At 74.2% G+C, this 18,441-nt stretch carries 20 protein-coding genes; 13 read left to right on the forward strand and 7 right to left on the reverse strand.

The features are described from left to right. Positions 1-28: 28 nt before the first annotated feature. A complete protein-coding gene (locus tag ML5_RS26585) occupies positions 29-493 on the reverse strand; it encodes a hypothetical protein (RefSeq protein ID WP_013476885.1) in 465 nt (154 codons plus the stop codon). An 80-nt stretch (positions 494-573) separates the two neighbouring features. Here ML5_RS26585 and ML5_RS26590 point away from each other — a divergent pair, with 80 nt between their 5' ends. Together ML5_RS26590 and ML5_RS26595 are read left to right on the forward strand one after the other, a co-directional pair. Next, positions 574-1,305, forward strand: coding sequence for a class I SAM-dependent methyltransferase (locus ML5_RS26590; protein WP_013476886.1), 732 nt, complete (start codon positions 574-576; stop codon positions 1,303-1,305). A gap of 37 nt (positions 1,306-1,342) precedes the next feature. Then, on the forward strand, positions 1,343-2,233 hold the full coding sequence (locus tag ML5_RS26595; RefSeq protein ID WP_013476887.1) for an arginase family protein: 891 nt from the start codon (positions 1,343-1,345) through the stop codon (positions 2,231-2,233). Here ML5_RS26595 and ML5_RS26600 read toward each other — a convergent pair. Further along, entirely contained in the window at positions 2,230-2,643 is a 414-nt protein-coding gene (locus tag ML5_RS26600; protein ID WP_041784292.1) for an NUDIX domain-containing protein, read from the reverse strand. The two genes, ML5_RS26595 and ML5_RS26600, sit on opposite strands and share 4 nt — an antisense overlap. Before the next feature lie 147 nt (positions 2,644-2,790). Here ML5_RS26600 and ML5_RS26605 point away from each other — a divergent pair, with 147 nt between their 5' ends. Then, the gene (locus tag ML5_RS26605; RefSeq protein ID WP_013476889.1) at positions 2,791-3,732 is read left to right on the forward strand and encodes a sugar phosphate isomerase/epimerase; all 942 of its coding nucleotides are present in this window, start codon (positions 2,791-2,793) and stop codon (positions 3,730-3,732) included. A 73-nt stretch (positions 3,733-3,805) separates the two neighbouring features. Beyond that, positions 3,806-4,426, forward strand: a complete 621-nt coding sequence (locus ML5_RS26610) for a bifunctional 2-polyprenyl-6-hydroxyphenol methylase/3-demethylubiquinol 3-O-methyltransferase UbiG (RefSeq protein WP_013476890.1) — start codon at positions 3,806-3,808, stop codon at positions 4,424-4,426. A 40-nt stretch (positions 4,427-4,466) separates the two neighbouring features. Here ML5_RS26610 and ML5_RS26615 read toward each other — a convergent pair whose 3' ends face one another. After that, on the reverse strand, positions 4,467-4,976 hold the full coding sequence (locus ML5_RS26615; protein WP_013476891.1) for a pyridoxamine 5'-phosphate oxidase family protein: 510 nt from the start codon (positions 4,974-4,976) through the stop codon (positions 4,467-4,469). 39 nt (positions 4,977-5,015) lie between these two features. Continuing rightward, complete coding sequence (locus ML5_RS26620) at positions 5,016-6,035, reverse strand: LacI family DNA-binding transcriptional regulator (protein WP_013286198.1); 1,020 nt, start codon at positions 6,033-6,035, stop codon at positions 5,016-5,018. A 102-nt stretch (positions 6,036-6,137) separates the two neighbouring features. On the opposite strand from ML5_RS26620, the gene ML5_RS26625 reads away from it, so the two are divergent. The 9 genes from ML5_RS26625 to ML5_RS26665 all read left to right on the forward strand — a co-directional run bounded on the left by ML5_RS26625 (position 6,138) and on the right by ML5_RS26665 (position 14,820). After that, on the forward strand, positions 6,138-7,289 hold the full coding sequence (locus tag ML5_RS26625) for a Gfo/Idh/MocA family protein (protein ID WP_013476892.1): 1,152 nt from the start codon (positions 6,138-6,140) through the stop codon (positions 7,287-7,289). Next, a complete protein-coding gene (locus ML5_RS26630) occupies positions 7,286-8,449 on the forward strand; it encodes a dihydrodipicolinate synthase family protein (protein ID WP_013476893.1) in 1,164 nt (387 codons plus the stop codon). Before ML5_RS26625 ends, ML5_RS26630 begins: the two co-directional genes overlap by 4 nt. Continuing rightward, the gene (locus tag ML5_RS26635) at positions 8,446-9,285 is read left to right on the forward strand and encodes a sugar phosphate isomerase/epimerase (RefSeq protein WP_013476894.1); all 840 of its coding nucleotides are present in this window, start codon (positions 8,446-8,448) and stop codon (positions 9,283-9,285) included. The genes ML5_RS26630 and ML5_RS26635 overlap by 4 nt, the downstream gene beginning before the upstream one ends. 74 nt (positions 9,286-9,359) lie before the next feature. Further along, positions 9,360-10,526, forward strand: a complete 1,167-nt coding sequence (locus tag ML5_RS26640; protein WP_013476895.1) for an SGNH/GDSL hydrolase family protein — start codon at positions 9,360-9,362, stop codon at positions 10,524-10,526. A 64-nt stretch (positions 10,527-10,590) separates the two neighbouring features. After that, positions 10,591-11,175, forward strand: a complete 585-nt coding sequence (locus ML5_RS26645; RefSeq protein WP_013476896.1) for an RNA polymerase sigma factor — start codon at positions 10,591-10,593, stop codon at positions 11,173-11,175. Then, a complete protein-coding gene (locus ML5_RS26650) occupies positions 11,172-11,990 on the forward strand; it encodes a hypothetical protein (protein ID WP_013476897.1) in 819 nt (272 codons plus the stop codon). Before ML5_RS26645 ends, ML5_RS26650 begins: the two co-directional genes overlap by 4 nt. Before the next feature lie 75 nt (positions 11,991-12,065). Further along, the gene (locus tag ML5_RS26655; RefSeq protein ID WP_013476898.1) at positions 12,066-12,860 is read left to right on the forward strand and encodes an ATP-binding cassette domain-containing protein; all 795 of its coding nucleotides are present in this window, start codon (positions 12,066-12,068) and stop codon (positions 12,858-12,860) included. Continuing rightward, complete coding sequence (locus tag ML5_RS26660; protein WP_013476899.1) at positions 12,860-14,209, forward strand: hypothetical protein; 1,350 nt, start codon at positions 12,860-12,862, stop codon at positions 14,207-14,209. Before ML5_RS26655 ends, ML5_RS26660 begins: the two co-directional genes overlap by 1 nt. Then, positions 14,206-14,820 carry a hypothetical protein gene (locus ML5_RS26665; RefSeq protein ID WP_013476900.1) on the forward strand — a complete coding sequence of 205 codons (615 nt, stop codon included), beginning with the start codon at positions 14,206-14,208 and terminating at the stop codon, positions 14,818-14,820. The genes ML5_RS26660 and ML5_RS26665 overlap by 4 nt, the downstream gene beginning before the upstream one ends. 51 nt (positions 14,821-14,871) lie before the next feature. On the opposite strand, the gene ML5_RS26670 is transcribed toward ML5_RS26665, so the two are convergent. The 3 genes from ML5_RS26670 to ML5_RS26680 form a co-directional block, all read right to left on the reverse strand. Then, a complete protein-coding gene (locus ML5_RS26670; RefSeq protein WP_013476901.1) occupies positions 14,872-16,785 on the reverse strand; it encodes a beta-propeller domain-containing protein in 1,914 nt (637 codons plus the stop codon). 102 nt (positions 16,786-16,887) lie between these two features. Next, entirely contained in the window at positions 16,888-17,184 is a 297-nt protein-coding gene (locus tag ML5_RS26675; protein WP_013476902.1) for a MoaD/ThiS family protein, read from the reverse strand. Beyond that, positions 17,181-18,296 (reverse strand): sialidase family protein, encoded by a 1,116-nt coding sequence (locus ML5_RS26680; protein WP_013286185.1) that lies wholly within the window; start codon positions 18,294-18,296, stop codon positions 17,181-17,183. Before ML5_RS26680 ends, ML5_RS26675 begins: the two co-directional genes overlap by 4 nt. Between the last annotated feature and the right edge of the window lie 145 nt (positions 18,297-18,441).

The following is an 18,441-nucleotide window of genomic DNA, read 5'->3' on the forward strand; positions in this document are numbered from 1 at the left end:
GGAATTGCCGGTTCGGGGCACGGCCGGGTCAGCAGTCGCGGGCCCAGTCCGGCGGCGGTACGACGGCGAGCTGCGGCTCCCCACTGATCGGTTCCAGTGCGTGCACGATCCGCAGGTCCCCGTCGGCGGCGGCGTCGGAGTCGGTCAGCACCCGGCCGCTGCTGCCGTCGGCGCTCACCAGCACCCACCGGTCGGGGTGGATGCCGCCGTCGACGAGCGCCCGCACGCCGAACGCGCGGGCGAGGGTGACCGCGAGGTCATGTTCGCGGAGCCCGATGGCGGCGGCCAGTTCGGTGTCGCCGGTGAGGATCCAGCCGAAACCCTCGTCCCCGTCGGGCGGGGTGAGCATCGCCACCGGCCGTGGGTCATCGACGGCCCGGCCCTCGACCCGCCCGACGTACACGGTCTCCGGCGCGACGCCGTACTCCGTCAACAGGAACGCGCGCAGGGCATCCGCCGGCAGCTCGGCGTCGAAGTGGATCCGATACCGCACTCTCTGCCCCTCCCCAAGGTCCACAGGTAACGCGTCACAGTGCTTGCCCTGGCAGCCCGCCGGGGAGTTGGCTGTGGCGTATGGCCCGCATCGCGTACCACGACGCGGACGCCGAGGCGTTCGCCGCGACCCGGCACCTCACCGACGACAGTCTCACGGCCTGGCGGACCGCCGTCGCCCGGCACCTCGTACCGCGCCCGGGGATGCGACTGCTCGACCTGGGCGCCGGGACCGGCAGCTGGGCACACGCGTTCACCGGCTGGTTCCCCGGCGTCGAGGTGGTCGCCGTCGAACCGTCGGCGGCGATGCGCGCCCGCTGCGCGTTCGCGCCACTCGTAGCAGGCGACGCCGGGCACATCCCGCTGGCCGACGGGAGCGTCGACGCCGCGTGGCTGTCCACGGTCATCCACCACGTGCCCGACCTGGCCGCCGCGGCGCACGAGCTGCGCCGGGTACTGCGGCCGGGCGCACCGGTGCTGATCCGGTCCGCATTCGCGGGACGGCACGAGGCGATCACGCTGTTCGACTACTTTCCCGAGGCGATCCGCGTGCTGGACACGTACCCGGGCATCGCCGACGTCGAGGCCGCCTTCGCCGCCGCCGGCTTCGCCACCGCGGCGGTCGAGCAGGTCCCGCAGGTCACCGCATCCTCGCTGCGAGAGGCGGCGGCCGGCCTGCGACGGGAGGCGCACACGCCGCTTCAGCTCATCACCGATGCGGAGTACGCCGCAGGCGTCCAGCGGTTGCACGAAGCAGCACAGGCGGACAGCGGCCCGGTGATCGACGCACTGGACCTGCTGGTGCTGCGCTGATCCCGGCGTCAGGCCCAAGCAAGGTTAGGGTGGGCCGATGGATCATCGCCAGTGGACGGTCGTCGGAGCGCCGTCGAGCGCCGGCGCCCACACCCCGGGTATCGAGCGCGCACCCGCCGCCCTGCGCGCCGCGGGCCTGCTCGATCTGCTGGGCGCCGACGTCGAGGACGCCGGTGACGTGCCGGGCTTCCGGTGGCGGCCGGATCCGGCGTACCCCAGGGGTCAGAACGCGGGCGCGGTGGCCGCCGTCGCCTCGGCGGTGGCCGACCGGGTCGCGGCGGCGCTGGGCCGGGGCCGCGCGCCGCTGGTGCTCGGCGGCGACTGCACGGTGACCGTCGGCCTGGTCGCCGGTTGCGCGCGGGCCGGGCTGTCGCCCGCGCTGGTGTACGTGGACGGCGGGCCGGATCTCTACACGCCGGAGACCCGCGCCAACGGCAACCTGGACGCGATGGGGCTGGCGCACATGCTCGGCCTGCCGGGGACGCTGCCCCAGGTGGCGGGCGTCGGGCCCGAGGTGCCGCTGCTGCCGCCGGAGCGGGTGGTGGTGTACGGGGACTCGCTGCCCCGTGGTGACCACGAGCGGGAGCTGGTGGCGGAGCTGGGGCTGGCGTACGTGCCGGCCGACGAGGTGCACGCCGACGCGCGGGCGGCGGCGCGCCGGGCCCGGTCGGTGGCCGAGGGTGCGGCCGACCGGTTCGTGGTGCACTTCGACGTGGACGTGCTGAGTTTCGTGGACGCGCCGCTGGCGGACGTGCCGGAGCCGTTCGGGCTCAGCCTCGGCGAGGCGGCGGCGACGCTGACGGAGCTGGTGGCGAGCCCGCGGTTCGCCGGGTTGTCGGTCACCGAGATCAACCCGGATCATCTGCCCGACGACGAGCTGCTCCCCCGGTTCGCCGGGGTGCTGGCCGGGGCGCTGACCGGGCGCTAGGCGGTTTCCGCGAGGTGCAGCGGCAGCACCTTCGCGGCGCTCACCGCCAGGTCGCGGTCGAGCACCTCGTCGCGGGGCACGAAGACCATCGCCTGTCCCTCGCCGAGCACCACGTCCTCCTGCCGGGCGTCGGTGGCGCCGCGGAAGACGTACACGGTGACGGTGTGCGGAAAGCCGTCCTCGTGCGGGCGGGGGCCGCTCCACAGCAGGTGCAGCTCACCGGCGGTCAGCCCGGTCTCCTCGCGTAGCTCGCGGCGGGCGGCCTGCTCCGGTGTCTCGCCGGGCTCGATGCTGCCGCCGGGCAGGCTCCACTGGTACGGAGACACCGAGGTGTTGCCGTCGCGGTGCTGCATGAGGATCGCGCCGGTCGGGTCGACGAGCAGGACGAGAGCGACGTCGTATGCGGCCACGTCCTGAGCCTGCCACGCGGCACCGGCGACGCGCAGTCCCCACTTTCCGCCACGCCGACCGAAAGTTTGATTCGGAGCACCGAAAGCAATAGACATATCGACATCCCTTTTGTAGCGTCGGCGCACAGGCGACGAAGGAGTACGACCATGTGCTACGGACATGACGGACACGCCGCGCTACGGCAGTCGCTGGACCGGCGCGACCTGCTGCGCGGCTCACTGGCGGCGCTCGCCGGAATCGGCCTCGCCACCGGGCTCGGCGCGACCGCGGCCCAGGCCGGCGGGCACCATCACGGCCGGCGCCCGGTGCCGAAGGAGCTGATCAGCCTCCAGCTCTGGACGGTCCGCGACGCGCTCAACGGCTCGCCCGGCTACGACGCGACGCTGGCGCACCTGGCCCGCATCGGCTACCCCCGGGTCGAGCTGGCGCTCGGCTACTTCGGCCGTACCGCCCGGGAGCTGCGCCGCTTCCTGGACGGCATCGGCATCAAGGCCAGCTCCAGCCACGACGGCATCGCCGCCGACGCCGCCGCGCTGGAAGAGAAGATCGCGAACGCCCGGACGCTGGGCCAGCGGTTCATGGTGGTGCCGTACCTGAACTCCGACCGCGAGGACGACTGGAAGCGCTGGGCGGAGCAGATGAACGTCGAGGCCGCCGCCGCGCGCAAGGCGGGCCTGCGGTACGGCTACCACAACCACGCGCACGAGTTCACCATCGACTTCGGCAACGGCAGGCGGCCGTGGGACGTGCTGACCGAGGAGCTCGACCCGCGCCTGGTGCACCTGGAGATCGACATCTACTGGGCGGTCACCGGCGGCATCAACTCCGGCGAGGTCGTCGACGACCCGGAGGGCTTCACGCTCGACGTGATCCGCTCGGCGCCGCAGCGGGTGTTGCAGTACCACGTCAAGGACCGTGACCCGGCCACCGGCGACATGGCCGACCTGGGCACCGGGATGATCGACTTCGCGCGGATCTTCCGGGGGCACCAGGTGATGGAGTACATCGTGGAGAACGACACCCCCGACGTGACGCCGCAGCAGACCGCCGCCGTCGGCTACCGCTACCTGCGCCGCCTGCGGTTCTGACCCGCGACGGGGCACCGGCCGCCGCCGGACGTGACACGCTCGGGGGTGGCCGCGCCGACCGAGGGGGTACGCGATGACCGACGAGCCGGACGACGTCCACTACGACCGCCTCTATCGCGACGCCGAGCGTCCGCCCTGGGAGATCGGCGGCCCGCAGCCGGCGCTCGCCGCGGTCCTCGACACCGGGGTACGCGGCCCGCGCGTGCTCGACGTCGGCTGCGGCACGGGTGAGCTGGCGCTCGCGCTGGCCCGCCGCGGCCACGACGTGACGGGCGTCGACATCTCGCCGGTGGCGATCGACCAGGCCTGGGCCAAGGCCGCCGCGGCGGGCCTGCCGGTGCGCTTCGAGGTGTGCGACGCGACGGCGATCCCGGTGCCGCCGGTGCCGTACGACTCGGTGTTCGACTCCGGCCTGCTGCACTCGCTGGACCGGCGGGGCGCTGCGGTACGCGACTACCTGGCGCTGCTGCCGCGCCTGACCGCGCCCGGTGGTGCGGTGTTCGTCCTGGCTGTGTCGCCGGAGGCGGGCGAGGGCTGGGGCCTGGACGCGGACACGCTGCGCGCGGCCTTCCCCGACCCGCTCTGGACGCAGGTGACGGCCGAGCGGATCGACGTGCTCGCGAGGGTCGGCGGCGCGGACCTGCGCCTGGCCGGCAACCTGCTGCGCGCCACCCGCTCCCCCGCCGGCCCGTAGCGCGCCCGCCGCGACACCACCGCAAGGACGGCGAGCGGCGTCAGCGACGCCAGTGCTGGCGTGGGGAGTAGCCCTCGCGGCGCAGCCAGTGTTCGGTGTAGACGATCCGGTCGGCCTCGATCACCACGAGCGGGTCCTCGGGCGGCTCGGACAGCGACCGGCCCCGCTCGGCGTGTTCGTTCTCCCAGCGGAACGCGGCCCAGTGGCGGGCCCGGTCAGGGTGCTCGGGGCCGAGCACCCGGGCGGTGCCGAACACCTGCGCGCCACGGCTGCTGGCCAGGCCGACCAGCGGCGCGAAGACGCCGACCGACACCCGCGGATCGGCGGCGATGTTGCGCATCTTCGGCGAGCGTGGCGCGGCGGTGAACATCAGCGTGAAGTCGAGTGGGTAGTAGCGCACCGGCGTAGCAAGCGGCCCGTCCGGCCCGACGGTGGCGAGCACGCACATGTTCTGCGACGACAGCAGGTTGAGGATCCGTTCCTCCAGGCGGTCCCGGTCCAGCTTCCTCGTCGGCGTCGGACCGGTCAGCCAGGGGTTCGTCAGCGGCACGGTGCGTCCTCGATCATGACGGCACCCTACCGGCCGGGATCAGGCGACCGGCGCGGTGCTGGCCCGCATCACGACCTCGCCGGGCAGGCGCACGATCCGGCGGCGGCGACCGGCGTTCTCGGTCAGGGCCAGCTTCATCGCCTCCTCGCCGAGCCGGTGCAGTGGCAGCGCCACTGTGGTCAGCGGCGGGGTGAGGTCACGCACGACAGGGATGTCGTCGAAACCGGCGACCGAGACGTCGCCGGGCACCGACAGCCCGCGGTCGCGCAACGCCGCGTACGCGCCGACGGCCATCACGTCGGTGCACGCGAAGACGCAGGTGGCGTCGAGCCCGCGGTCGAGCAGCTCGGTCATCGCCCGGTAGCCGCCGTCGCGGGTGAACGCCGCCTCGGCCACCGCGCCCGGGTCGAGCGTGACACCGGCGGCGGCCAGCTCGTCGCGGAACCCGCCGAGCCGGTCGGCGACTGTGGTCAGCTCGGGCGGGCCGGAGAGCACCGCGAAGCGGCGGTGCCCCAGGCCGAGCAGCGCGCGGGCCAGCTCGGCGGCCCCGGCCCGGTTCTCCGGCAGGACACTGTCGACCTTCAGGGTGCGGTGCCGGCTGACCACCGCGACCCGGCCACCGCCGTCGAGGTAGGGCGCCAGCTCGGCGGCCATGGCCCGCTCCCAGCGGGGGTCCTCGAAGCCGGAGCCGATGAGCAGGATCGCCGGGGCGCGTTCGGCGCGCAGCATCGACACGTACGCGATCTCCCGTTCCGGGTCGCGGAACGTGCTGGCCAGCATGACCAGCAGGTCGTTGTCGGCGGCGACGCGCATGACGCCGCCGGCGACGGCGGCGAAGTAGGGGTCGGTGACGTCGTGGCAGACCACGCCGACGCTTCGGCGGGACGCACCGGCGAGCGCGCGGGCGTGGGCGTTCGGGGTGTACGCGAGCCGTGCGGCGGCGGCCAGGACGCGGTCGTGCAGGTGCGGGGTGACGCGCCTGCCGTTGAGGGCCCGGGAGGCGGTGGCCAGTGAGACGTCGGCCGCCCTGGCCACGTCTTCCAGCGTCACGTGCGACATCGATGCGTCTCCCTGCGGAACGTCTTGACCCGGTGTTCCGGCGTGGCTACGGTAGCACCCTGAAAGCGCTTACTGAAAGCGCATTCACCGCCGGGAGGCACAGTGGAACGCACGTCCGTCGGCATCATCCTCAACGGCGTCACCGGCCGGATGGGCTACCGGCAGCACCTCGTCCGGTCCCTGCTCGCCATCCGCGAACAGGGCGGCGTGCCGGCCCGCGACGGCAGCCGGATCTGGCCCGAGCTGACACTCGTGGGCCGCGACGAGAACCGGCTCGCCGAGATCGCCGGGCGGCACGGGCTGTCGGCGTACACGACCGACCTGGACGCGGCCCTCGCCGACGACGCCCACCAGATCTACTTCGACGCGCAGGTGACCACCCAGCGGGAGAAGGCGATCCGGGCGGCGATCGAGGCCGGCAAGCACGTCTACACCGAGAAGCCGCTCGCCGAGGGGTTCCTCGCCTCGCTGGAGCTGGCCCGGCTCGCCGCCGCCAAGGGGGTCCGCAACGGCGTCGTGCAGGACAAGCTGTTCCTGCCCGGCCTGCGCAAACTCAAGCGACTCGTGGACGGCGGCTTCTTCGGCCGGATCCTGTCCGTGCGCGGCGAGTTCGGCTACTGGGTGTTCGAGGGCGACTGGCAGGCCGCGCAGCGCCCGAGCTGGAACTACCGCGCCGAGGACGGCGGCGGCATCACGCTGGACATGTTCCCGCACTGGCACTACGTGCTGGAGCAGATCATCGCCCCGGTCACCGCCGTCACCGCTGTCACCGCCACGCACATCCCCGAGCGCGTCGACGAGACCGGCACCCGCTACCGGGCCACCGCCGACGACGCCGCGTACGGCATCTTCGAGCTGGCCGGTGGCATCGTCGCCCAGGTCAACTCCTCCTGGGCGGTCCGCGTGCACCGGGACGAACTGGTCGAGTTCCAGGTCGACGGCACGCACGGCAGCGCCGTGGCCGGGCTGCGCGACTGCCGTATCCAGCACCGGGGCGCCACCCCGATGCCGGTGTGGAACCCCGACCTGCCGGTCACCGAGGCGTTCCGCGCGCAGTGGCAGACAGTGCCGGACAACGGCGAGCACGACAACGCGTTCAAGGTGCAGTGGGAGGCCTTCCTGCGCCACGTCGTCGACGGCGAGCCGTTCCCCTGGGACTTCCTCGCCGGCGCCCGGGGCGTGCAACTGGCCGAGGCCGGGCTGCGCTCAGCCCGCGAGGGGCGGCGGGTGACGATCGAGGAGATCCCCCGGTGAGCACGCACATCACGCTTCCCGCACCGGGCGGCGGCACCGAGCGGCTGACATTGCGGGAACCCCCCGCGTGGCGACGGCCGTCCGGGCCACCGGCAACCCGGATCGCGTACGCGGCCGCGCACGTCGTCGCCGACCCGTACGCCGACAACTCCCCCGCCCGCCCGGCGGGGCTGGACTGGGACGCGACGCTCGCGGTGCGGCGCGACCTGTGGTCGTGGGGCCTCGGCGTGGCCGAGGCGATGGACACCGCGCAGCGCGGGATGGGGCTGGACTGGTCGGCCACCCGCGAGCTGATCCGGCGCAGCGCCGCCGAGGCCGCCGCGTGCGGCGGGCGGATCGTCGCCGGGGCGGGCACCGACCAGCTCACCGGCGTGCCCGGCACGCTCGACGAGGTCGTCGCCGCGTACGCCGAGCAGGTCGCCGTGGTCCAGGAGTACGGCGCCACGCCGGTCCTGATGGCCAGCCGGCACCTCGCCGCGCTCGCCACCGGCCCGGACGACTACCTGCGCGTCTACGAACGGGTGCTGCGGGAGGCCGGCACGCCGGTGGTGCTGCACTGGCTCGGCGACATGTTCGACCCGGCGCTGTCCGGCTACTGGGGATCGACCGACCTGGACGAGGCCACCGCCACGTTCGCCGCGCTGGTGCACGCCCACGCCGACCTGGTCGACGGGGTGAAGGTGTCGCTGCTGGACGCCGGCCGGGAGGTACGGCTGCGGGAGCTGCTACCGCCCGCGGTGAAGGTCTACACCGGCGACGACTACCACTACCCGGAGCTGATCGAGGGCGACGGTAAGCGGTTCAGCCACGCGCTGCTCGGAGCGTTCGCGGCCATCGCCCCGGCCGCGTCGGCCGCGCTGGGACGGCTCGACGCGGACGATCCGGCCGGGTTCCGGGCGATTCTCGACCCGACGGTACCGCTGTCCCGGCACCTGTTCGCCCCGCCCACGCCGTACTACAAGACCGGCATCGCGTTCCTGTCCTGGCTGAACGGACGGCAACCCGGCTTCACCATGGTCGGCGGCCTGCACGGCGGGCGCGGCGTCCCGCACCTGGTCGAGGCGTTCCGGCTGGCCGACGCCGCCGGGCTGCTGCACGACCCGGACCTGGCGGCGCGGCGGATGCGCGCGTACCTGGACGTCGCGGGCGTGCCCGGATGACCGCCGATGCCCGGCTGGCGCGGCTGTCGCTCAACCAGCGCACCACGCAGCGCTGGTCGGTGGCCGAGGCGGTCGACGGCTGTGTACGCGCCGGCATCCCGGCGATCGGGCTGTGGCGCGAGCCGGTGGCCGAGATCGGCGTACCGGCCGCCGCGCGGCTCGTCGCGAATGCCGGGCTGCGGGTGTCGTCGCTGTGCCGGGGCGGGTTCCTCACCGCCGCCGACGACGCCGGCCGGGTCGAGGCGCTCGCAGACAACCGGCGCGCGATCGACGAGGCCGCCGCGCTGGACGCCGCCTGCCTGGTGCTGGTCGTCGGCGGCCTGCCACCCGGCTCCCGCGACCTGGCGGGTGCCCGGCAGCGGGTCGCCGACGCGCTGGCCGAGCTTGCGCCGTACGCCGCCGAGCGCGGGGTACGCCTCGCGCTGGAGCCACTGCACCCCATGTACTGCGCCGACCGGGCGGTGCTGTCCACGCTCGGGCAGGCGCTCGACCTGGCCGAGGCGTTCTCGGCCGAGCAGGTCGGCGTCGTGGTGGACACGTTCCACGTCTGGTGGGATCCGGACGTGTGGCGGCAGATCGCCCGCGCCGGGGCACGGATCGCGAGCTTCCAGGTCTGCGACTTCCTCACCCCGCTGCCGGCCGACGTGCTGCTGGGCCGCGGCATGATGGGCGACGGGCACATCGACTTCCCGCCGCTGCGCCGCGCGGTGGAGGCCGCCGGGTACACCGGTGACGTCGAGGTGGAGATCTTCAACGCCGAGGTGTGGGCCACCGACCCGGACCGGGTCCTCGCCACCATGATCGCCCGCTACGTGGCGCGGGTGCTCACCGACTGACCCAGCGTGACGAGTCCGGTCTGTCGGATAAATCAGGTGGCCGCTCCCCGGGATCCGGGGGCAGGATCGGGATCATGCCATCCCCGCACATCACCACCCCGATCACCACCGACCTGCTGCGCGGCGCGCTCGACCTGGAACAGAAAGCGGACGGGGTGCTGCCGCACCGGCTGCCCGCGTGGGCCCGGGCACAGAACACCGACCCGCAGCTGACGATGGCCGAGGCGATGCCGTCGGGCGTACGGCTGGTGTTCCGTACCCGCGCCACAGTCGTGGAGCTGGACGTGCTGCCCACGAAGATGGTCTACCGGGGCACCGGGCCGCGTCCAGACGGCCGCTACGACCTGGTCGTCGACGGCCGTCTCGCCGGTCAGGCCACCGCCGACGGCGGCAAGGTGCTCACCATCGACCTGGCCGCCGGCACGTCCGGCGTCGAGCCGGGTCCGGTCGGCACGGTGCGCTTCACCGACCTGCCCGCCACCGACAAGGAGGTGGTGATCTGGCTGCCGCACCGGGAGATCACCGAGCTGGTGGCGCTGCGCACGGACGCGCCGGTCGAGCCGGCCGACACGGGTGGCCGCCGGGTGTGGCTGCACCACGGCAGCTCGATCAGCCACGGCTCGGACGCGGAGAGCCCCACCGGCACCTGGCCGGCCGTGGCCGCCACGCTCGCCGGCGTGGAGCTGGTCAACCTGGGGTTCAGCGGCAGCGCGCTGCTCGACCCGTTCACCGCCCGCGCGATGCGCGACACCCCGGCCGACGTGATCAGCGTCAAGATCGGCATCAACGTGGTGAACAGCGACCTGATGCGGCTGCGCGCGTTCGGCCCCGCCGTGCACGGCTTCCTGGACACCATCCGGGAGGGACATCCGCACACGCCGCTGCTGGTCGTGTCGTCGGTCCTGTGCCCGATCCAGGAGGACACGCCCGGCCCGGGCGCGGTCGAGTTCGTCGACGGGAAGGTCCGGTTCCGGGCCACCGGCGACCCGGCCGAGGTGGCCACCGGCCGGCTCACGCTGCGCGTCATCCGCGCCGAGCTGGCCCGGATCGTGGCGTCCCGGGCCGGCGCGGACCCGAACCTGCACTACCTCGACGGGCTGGAGCTGTACGGCGAGGCCGACTACGCCGAACTGCCGCTGCCCGACGAGCTGCACCCCGACCCGGCCGCCGACCGCCGCATCGGCGAGCGGTTCGCCGCGCTGGCGTTCGGCCCGAAGGGACCGTTCGCCGCAGCGGAATGACTGACGGCCCATCACGGCGCGGTGTGACCCAGGTCATGCCGCGCCGTGATCCGTCGGAGGTGCCGTGAACGACCAACTGAGCGTGGGAGGAAGCCGACAGGACGAGGAGCGGCTGCTGCGGCGGGTCGCACGCGCCGACCTGGACGCGTTCGACGAGCTGTACCGGCGTACGTCGCCGTGGCTCGCGATCCGGCTGCGGCGGCGGTGCGCGGACGACGGCATCGTCGCCGAGGTCCTCCAGGACACGTACCTGACTGTGTGGCGGGCCGCCGGCTCGTTCAGCGGGCTCCGTCCCGCAGGCGGCGCGGACGCGCCCGGTGGCTCGGCCGCCGGATGGATCTGGACCATCGCGGCCCGGCGCCTGGTCGACGCGCTGCGCCGCCGCGCCCGGGTGCAGGAGGTGCCGACCGACGTGCTTCCGGTCCGCAGCGCGCCGGCCGCCGAGGACGAGGCGCTCGCCGGGTCGTTCGGCTCGGAGGTGGGCGCCGCGCTGGACGCCCTCGCCCCGGAACTGCGGGCGGTGCTCGCCGCGATGGTCCTGGACGGGCTGACCGTCCGGGAGACCTCCGTCCTGCTGGGGGTGCCCGAGGGCACCGTGAAGAGCCGGGCGCGGCGTGCCCGCAACGCCCTACGGGAGGCACTGACATGACCGCTCACGTTCCCCCGCCGGCACTGGCCGCGTACGCGGCGGGCAGCCCCGACGACGCCGCCACCTGGACGATCGAGGTGCACCTGGAGGGTTGCGCCGAGTGCCGCGACCGGCTCGGCGAGCTGGCCAGCCCGCCACTGCGCGCCCTGCTCGGCGACGCCCGGGAGACGATCCTGGAACAGGCCCGCACCGGGCCACGACCGGTGCGCCGGCGCCCGCTGCGACAGTGGTGGCTGCGCTGGACCGACTGGTCGCTGCTGGCGTGGGCGGCCATGACGTGCACGGCGATCCTCGCCGCGGTGCTGCTGGACCGCAACTACCCGGAGCAGCCCTCGGCGGTGCTGCTGCTGGCACCTGTGGCGCCGCTCGCAGGGCTCGCGGTGGCCTGGTCCCGCCGCGCCAACCCGAACTGGGAGGTGGTCGCCGGCACCGCCCGCGCGGGGCTGGAACTGCTGCTTCGCCGTACCCTCGCGGTTCTGCTCCTGGTCGCGCCGGTGCTCGCGGTGGCCGGGCTGGCGGTCGGCCGCAACCCCGCGCTGTGGCTGCTGCCCTGCCTGACGTTCACCGCCGCGACGCTGCTGCTCGGCAGCCGCGTCGGCGTGCCGCTGGCCGCCGCCGTCCTCGGCGGTGGCTGGCTCACCGTGGTCGCGGCCGTGTCGTTCACCGGCGACGCCGACGCGGCCCGCGCCGCCGCCGCGACCGAGGCCCTGCTCCGGCCCGCCACCATGCCCGCCTGGGCGGCGGCCGCCGCCGTGCTCACCCTCCTCACCACGCTGCGCGCCGAACACCTGCGGCGGCCCGCCGCCTGGCGCTGACCCCGAAAACCGCACCACCACGACACGGCGCCCGTCCGGTGCCGCGACCGACCCTGCCCGAAGAAGGAGACGACATTGGTACGCGCAGTGAGCGCCGACGAGGTGGCGCCGACCCGGCACGCCTGGCGGATCGAGGCGGTGGGACTGTCGGTGAAGGCCGGGCGGCACCTCGCAGTCGACAACCTGGGCCTGACGCTCGGTGCCGGCGTGCACGGGCTGCTCGGCCCGAACGGCGCCGGCAAGAGCACCCTGATGCGTGCGCTCGCCACAGTGGTCAAGCCGCACGACGGCGTGCTGCGGCTGCTCGGCGCGGACGCCACCGCGTCCCGTGAGCTGCGGCCGGTGCGCCGCCGGCTCGGCTACCTGCCGCAGCAGTTCGGCTACTACCCCCGGTTCACCGTCCGGGAGTACGTCGAGTACGTGGCCTGGCTGCGGGAGATGCCGGCCTCGGCGGTGCCGGGCGCGGCCCAGCGGGCCATCGACCGGGTACGCCTCACCGACCGGGCCGACGCCAAGCTCAAGTCGCTGTCCGGCGGCATGCTGCGCCGGGCCGGCATCGCCCAGGCCATCGTGAACGAACCGGACCTGCTGCTGCTCGACGAACCGACAGTCGGCCTGGACCCGGAACAGCGGGTCGAGTTCCGCGAGCTGATCCGGGAACTCGGCACGGACGCCTGCGTGCTGGTCTCCACCCACCTGGTGGAGGACGTGGTGGCGGCCTGCTCCGACGTCATCCTGATGGACCACGGCACCCGCGTGTTCCAGGGCCTGCCCGCCGACCTGATCCGCCACGGCGAGACCGGCGGCGTCGGCGACAGCGCCGCCGAGCGCGGCTACTCGTACCTCCTCAAGCAGCACCGGAGCGCCTGATGATCAGACAGGTACGCATCGAGCTGCGCCGCTCCAACGCGCCGGCCGTGGCGGTGCTGCTGCTGGCCGTCGGCGCCCTCGGCACCGCCAGCATGTACAGCTTCTGGCAGGGCCAGTGGCTGCGGCTGGGCTACGTGCACGCCTCCGACGTGTTCTTCCTGATGCCGCTCGCGCTCGCCGGCGGCGCGGTGCTGGGCCGCCGGGACCGGCGTACCCGCGCCGAGGAACTGATGAACAGCACCGGCCGGCCCCGCTGGCAGCGCGCGCTACCAGCGATGGCAGCGCTCGGCGTCGCCGTCGCGGCCGCGCACCTGCTCGTGCTCGCCGCCAGCGCGGCGGTGGTCGCCTCCGGCGGCGCCCACCTCGGCGTACGCGGACTCGCCGGGCCCCTGATCGACGTGCTGGTGCTGGTGGGCGCGGCCTGGGTCGGCGTGGCGGTCGGCCGGCTGTGGTCCTCACCGCTGCTGCCGCCGCTGCTGGCCGCCGCCGGTCTGGTCGCGCAGGAGGGCACGGCCATGCTCGGCGGTACGGGCAGCCGGCTGACGAACGCCTCCCTCATGATCTCCTGGCCGCCGGACACCCCGTGGGAGACGCTGTCCGACCGGCTGCTGCTGAGCCGCCTCGTGCTGGGCGCCGGGCTGGTCCTGGCCGGCCTGCTGCTGGCGGCAGGCAGATCCTGGCTGACCAGGGCCGGCGCGGCGGCGAGCCTCGCCGGTGGTGTGGCGGGTCTCCTGCTGATCGGCGTACCGGGCCCCGCCGGCATCTGGCAGCTCGATGCGGAAGCACGCCGCTACGTCTGCGCCGACGGCACGCCGCAGGTGTGCGTCACCGCCGTCAACGCGCACCTGCTGCCCGAGGTCACCACCGAGGCCCGGCGAGGGCTGCACGCGCTGGCGAAGCTGCCGAACGCGCCGACCCGCGCGGTGGAACTGCGGCTGGACACCATCGGCAGCAACGACAGCGAGCAGTGGCACCGGCCCGAGCCCACACCCGGCACCGTGCAGTTCCACCTGGAGGTCGATCCGGACACCGGCCGGGCCGCGGACGTGGCCGAGCGCATCGCCATGGGCGGCGGCACCCGGTGGTCCGGTTGCGGGCGCAGCGGCGACGACATCGCCCCGGCGATCGTCGCGGCCTGGCTGCTGGACACCGACACCGTGCGGCTGTGGGACTCCTGGACCGGATACCGGTACGCCGACGAGCAGCAGGAGGAGATCCGGGCCGGGGTGCGGCAACTGCGCGCGCTGCCCGAGCCGGAGCAGTTGCGGCGGGTCACCGCGCTGCGGGACGCGGCCGCGCGGTGCGAGCCGGACCTGATGCCGGCGCTCACCGGCCGGGCCGCGCCGTGACCCGCTGGCTGCCGTTGTACGTGCGGTCCCGCCGGCTACCCGCCGCCCTGGCCGGATCGGCAGTCGCCGTCGCGGTGATGACCGCCTCCTGGTCCGCCTTCAGCGACCGCCCCGAGGTGCCCGCCGGCCTCGCCGTGCTCACCACCGCGATGGCGGTGGCACCGCTCGGGCCGACGCTCGCCGGCACCGACCCGGCGCTGGAGCGGACCGCCGCGTGGCAGTGGGCGCCGCGCCGGGCCGGGCACCTGCTCGCGTACGGGGCGGTGGTGGTCGGGCTGCTGGCCGCCGCCCGCATGCTCGGCGCCGACTTCGGGCCGCTGTCCGTGCTGGCCCGCAACACGGCCGGGCTGACCGGGCTGGTCGGACTCGGGGCCGCGCTCGCCGGCGCGCGGGCCGCCTGGCAGGTGCCGACCGCCTGGGCCGCGCTGGGGGCTTTCCTCGCCGCACCGGGCGGACCGGAGTGGCGGCAGGTCGCGCTGTGGATGGCGCAGGAGCCGGGCAACCGGATCGCCGCGGTCACCGCCACGACGTTCCTCCTCGGCGGCGTCGTCGCGTACGCGCTGCGGGTGGGACCGCAGGTCGCGGCCGCCGAGGCGGCGCTGGAACAGTGACGTGCCGGACCTCGTCGCGCGCCCACAGCGCGCGGCGAGGTCCGGTCAGCGTCAGGTCAGCGGCACCCAGGCGAGGGTGGTCATGCCGGACAGGGCGGTCGCCTTGAGACCGGCGTCGGAGACCGTCCAGAGCACACCGTCGATCATCAGCGAACGGCGGATCGGCGCCCACTCGCCGCCGTCGGCCAGGACGCCCGGGTGGTCGACGGCACCGGCCACTGTGAAGCCCTTGTCGCCGATGCGCAGCGCCAGCACACCGCCGGACGGCGGGCGCCTGGTGCCGTCGGCGCGGTCGGTGACCACGCCCGGCTGCCGCACCGGGAGCACCACCAGGCGCTCGGGCTCCCAGTACAGGAACGCGTGCGGGTCGTGCTCCGCCTCGGACCAGCCGCCCGGGACGTGGTGCTGGGCGATGCGCGCCGGACGGGCCGGGTCGGCCACGTCGAACAGCGACACCTGGGTGCCCGTCACCCGTCCCCGGTCCGTCGCGTCCTGCCCGACCCCGATCAGGCGGCCGTCGCCGGCCGGGTGCAGGTACGCCGAGTACCCGTTGATCTTCAACTCGCCGGTGACCCGGGGCGCGGCCGGGTCGCGCAGGTCCACGCCGTACAGCGGGTCGGTCTGCCGGAACGTGACCACGTAGCCGGTGCCGCCGACGAACCGCACCGCGAAGATCCGCTCGCCCTTGCCCAGGCCGGTCACCGCGCCGACCCGCTTCAGCGTGGCACCGTCGGCGCGCAGCACGTAGACGCCGGACTGCGAGGACGTGCCGCGCCCCCAGGTGTCACCCGTCGTGGTCGCCGCCCGGAGGTGACCGTCCCACTCGGACAGCGCGTACTGGTTGATCAGCCAGCCGGGCACGGACCCGGCGGCGACGAAGCGTGGCGTGCCCGCCGCGGTGTCGAACTGGTAGATCTCGGTGCTGGTGTCACGTGCCCCGGACGGTCCGCCCCGCCACATCCGCCAGCGGTGGTCGTTGGCGACGTAGAGGCGTGCGCCGTTGCTGTAGACGGTGTCGCCGTCGGCGACCACGGTGACCGGGTCACCGGCACCGAGCGCAGCCGCGCCCAGGTCGAAGCTGAGCACCGTCACCATCGACGCGCCGGAGAATCCGGCCGGACGGTTGACCCGGTCGCAGCCGACCCGCCCCGTGCCGACGGTCCGGACACTGTCGCGGATCTCGTAGCGGGGCAGCCAGTCGTCGAGCGTGGCCTTGTCGATGACCGCCCGGTTGGCGGCGATCCGCTGGGCGTCGGTCCGGCGACCGGACGGGTACGGGAAGTCGAGCCGGGGCGCGGACCGGATCACCACACGGGCGGTCCCGCCGGACTGCCGGGCGTCGACCAGGAGACCGTCCATCCGGTACTCCCCCACCACCCGGGGCGGTCCGGCGAGGTCCACCAGGACGAGCCGGGCCTGCGGGGTCGCGCCCGGGCGCGTCTGCCCGTCCGGTACGGGGCCCTTGACGGTCCGTCCGGCGTGCAGCAGCACGAGCGCCCGGTCACCGTGCAGCAGCAGGCTCCCCTCGTCGCCGGAGAACCGCTCGGCATCGCGGTCGAGCGCCAGCCGGCCGGTCACGCGGCGGCTCGCCGGATCGACCACCGACAGCACGCCCCGGCTGACCGTGACGATCCGCCGCCCGTCGGTCTTGACCAGGTCCGGTTCGTCCACGCCGGCCTCGTGCACGTTGGTGCCGGAGAAGTCGGGCGTGGACGCCGACGCCGCGTCCTTGGCGGCGCCGCCGACCGCCGCCCGTTCCGCGCTGAACTGCATGCGTACGTCCGGGCCGAGACCCCACGGGCCGACCGCCGCCTTCGCGGCCGTGCGGAGCTGCCGCAGCGCCTCGTCGCAGCCGTCGAAAGCCACCAGCCGCAGCCCGCCGGCCGGTACGACCCGCCCGGTGGGCGGCGGGTCGGCGGCCGGCGGTGACGCGGTGCAGCCGGCGAGAGCCAGCGCGGCGGCCATCGTCCATCCAAACGTCCGGGATCCGTGACGGGTCATGCCGGTCAGACGTGGCGGTGACGAGCACGGTTCCCGGCCGTGCCGCTCAACCACCGGCCGTGCCGCTCAACCGCCCGCCATCGCGCCGAGCACGATGAACGGCTCCTTGCCGGCGACCACCTCCTCCGGCAACGGCTCGTCCGGGGACTCGTTGGAGAGGTCCAGCTCGCAGGCGTAGAAGCGGACGAACGGCCGGCGCTTCCCGCTGTGCCGGTCGCGGATCGTGCCGAGCAGCATCGGGTACGCGGTCTCCAGCGCGTCGAGCACCTCCCGCTGGGTGGGCGGCCCGGCCACCTCGACGCGGACCTCGCCGGTGACGTGCGCCAGGTTCTTCAGGTGCGCCGGCAGCACCACCCGGATCACGGCAGCACCTGGACCTCGACCGAGAGCACGCCCGGCAGGTCCCGCACGATCGGCGCCCACGTGTCGCCGCCGTCGGCCGAGTGGTAGACCTGACCGCCCGTGGTGCCGAAGTAGACGCCGCACGGGTCGAGCGTGTCGACGGCCATCGCGTCGCGCAGCACGTTGACGTAGCAGTGCGACTGCGGCAGCCCTTCGGTCAGCGGTTCCCAGTGCTCACCGCCGGTACGGCTGCGGTAGACGCGCAGTTTGCCCTCCGGCGGGTAGTGCAGCGAGTCGCTGGTGATCGGCACCACGTAGACCGTCTCCGGCTCGTGCGCGTGCACCGCGATCGGGAAGCCGAAGTCCGTCGGCAGGTCGCCGCTGACCTCCCGCCAGTTCGCGCCGGCGTCGTCGGTGCGCATGACGTCCCAGTGCTTCTGCATGAACAGCGTGTCCGGCCGGGACGGATGCTGGGCGAGCCGGTGCACGCAGTGCCCCACCTCGGAGTCGGTGTCCGGGATCTCGCCCGAGCGCAACCCCTTGTTGATCGGCAGCCAGCTCGCGCCGGCGTCGTCGCTGCGGAACGCGCCCGCCGCCGAGATCGCGACGTAGATCCGGTCCCGGTCGGCCGGGTCGAGCAGGATCGTGTGCAGGCACATCCCGCCCGCGCCGGGCTGCCAGGACGGGCCGGTCGGGTGCTGTCGCAGGGCGGTCAGCTCGGACCACTTCTGGCCGCCGTCGGTGGACAGGTAGAGGGCGGCGTCCTCGCCGCCCGCGTACACGGTGTCGGGGTCGTGGCGGGAGGGCTCCAGGTGCCAGATCCGCTTGAACTCCCACGGCCGCGGAGTGCCGTCGTACCAGAGGTGCTGCCCCACCTCGCCGCTGTAGGCGAAGTCGTTGCCGACCGTCGTCCAGGTCCGGCCGCCGTCGTCCGAGCGCTGGATCAGCTGCCCGAACCAGCCGCCGGACTGGGACGCGTACAGCCGGTCCGGTTCGACAGGCGAACCTGTCAGGTGGTAGATCTCCCAGCCGCCGAAGTGCGGCCCGTCGACGGTCCAGTCGTCGCGCTTGCCGTCCGAGGTCAGGATGAACGCGCCCTTGCGCGTGCCGACCAGTACTCGTACGCCGCTCATGTCTCGTCCTCTCGTCCGAGGGGTTCTCCCCGCAATGACCGTGCGGCTCACCGAAACTCATCGCTGTCGTACTCCCCGGCTACGACATTTCCCGGTCGGGCGGGCGGCGGCGGCGCCGCCACGCCGGTGCGGCCGGAATGTCGGG

This window comes from Micromonospora sp. L5 (assembly GCF_000177655.2).
Lineage (GTDB): Bacteria > Actinomycetota > Actinomycetes > Mycobacteriales > Micromonosporaceae > Micromonospora > Micromonospora aurantiaca.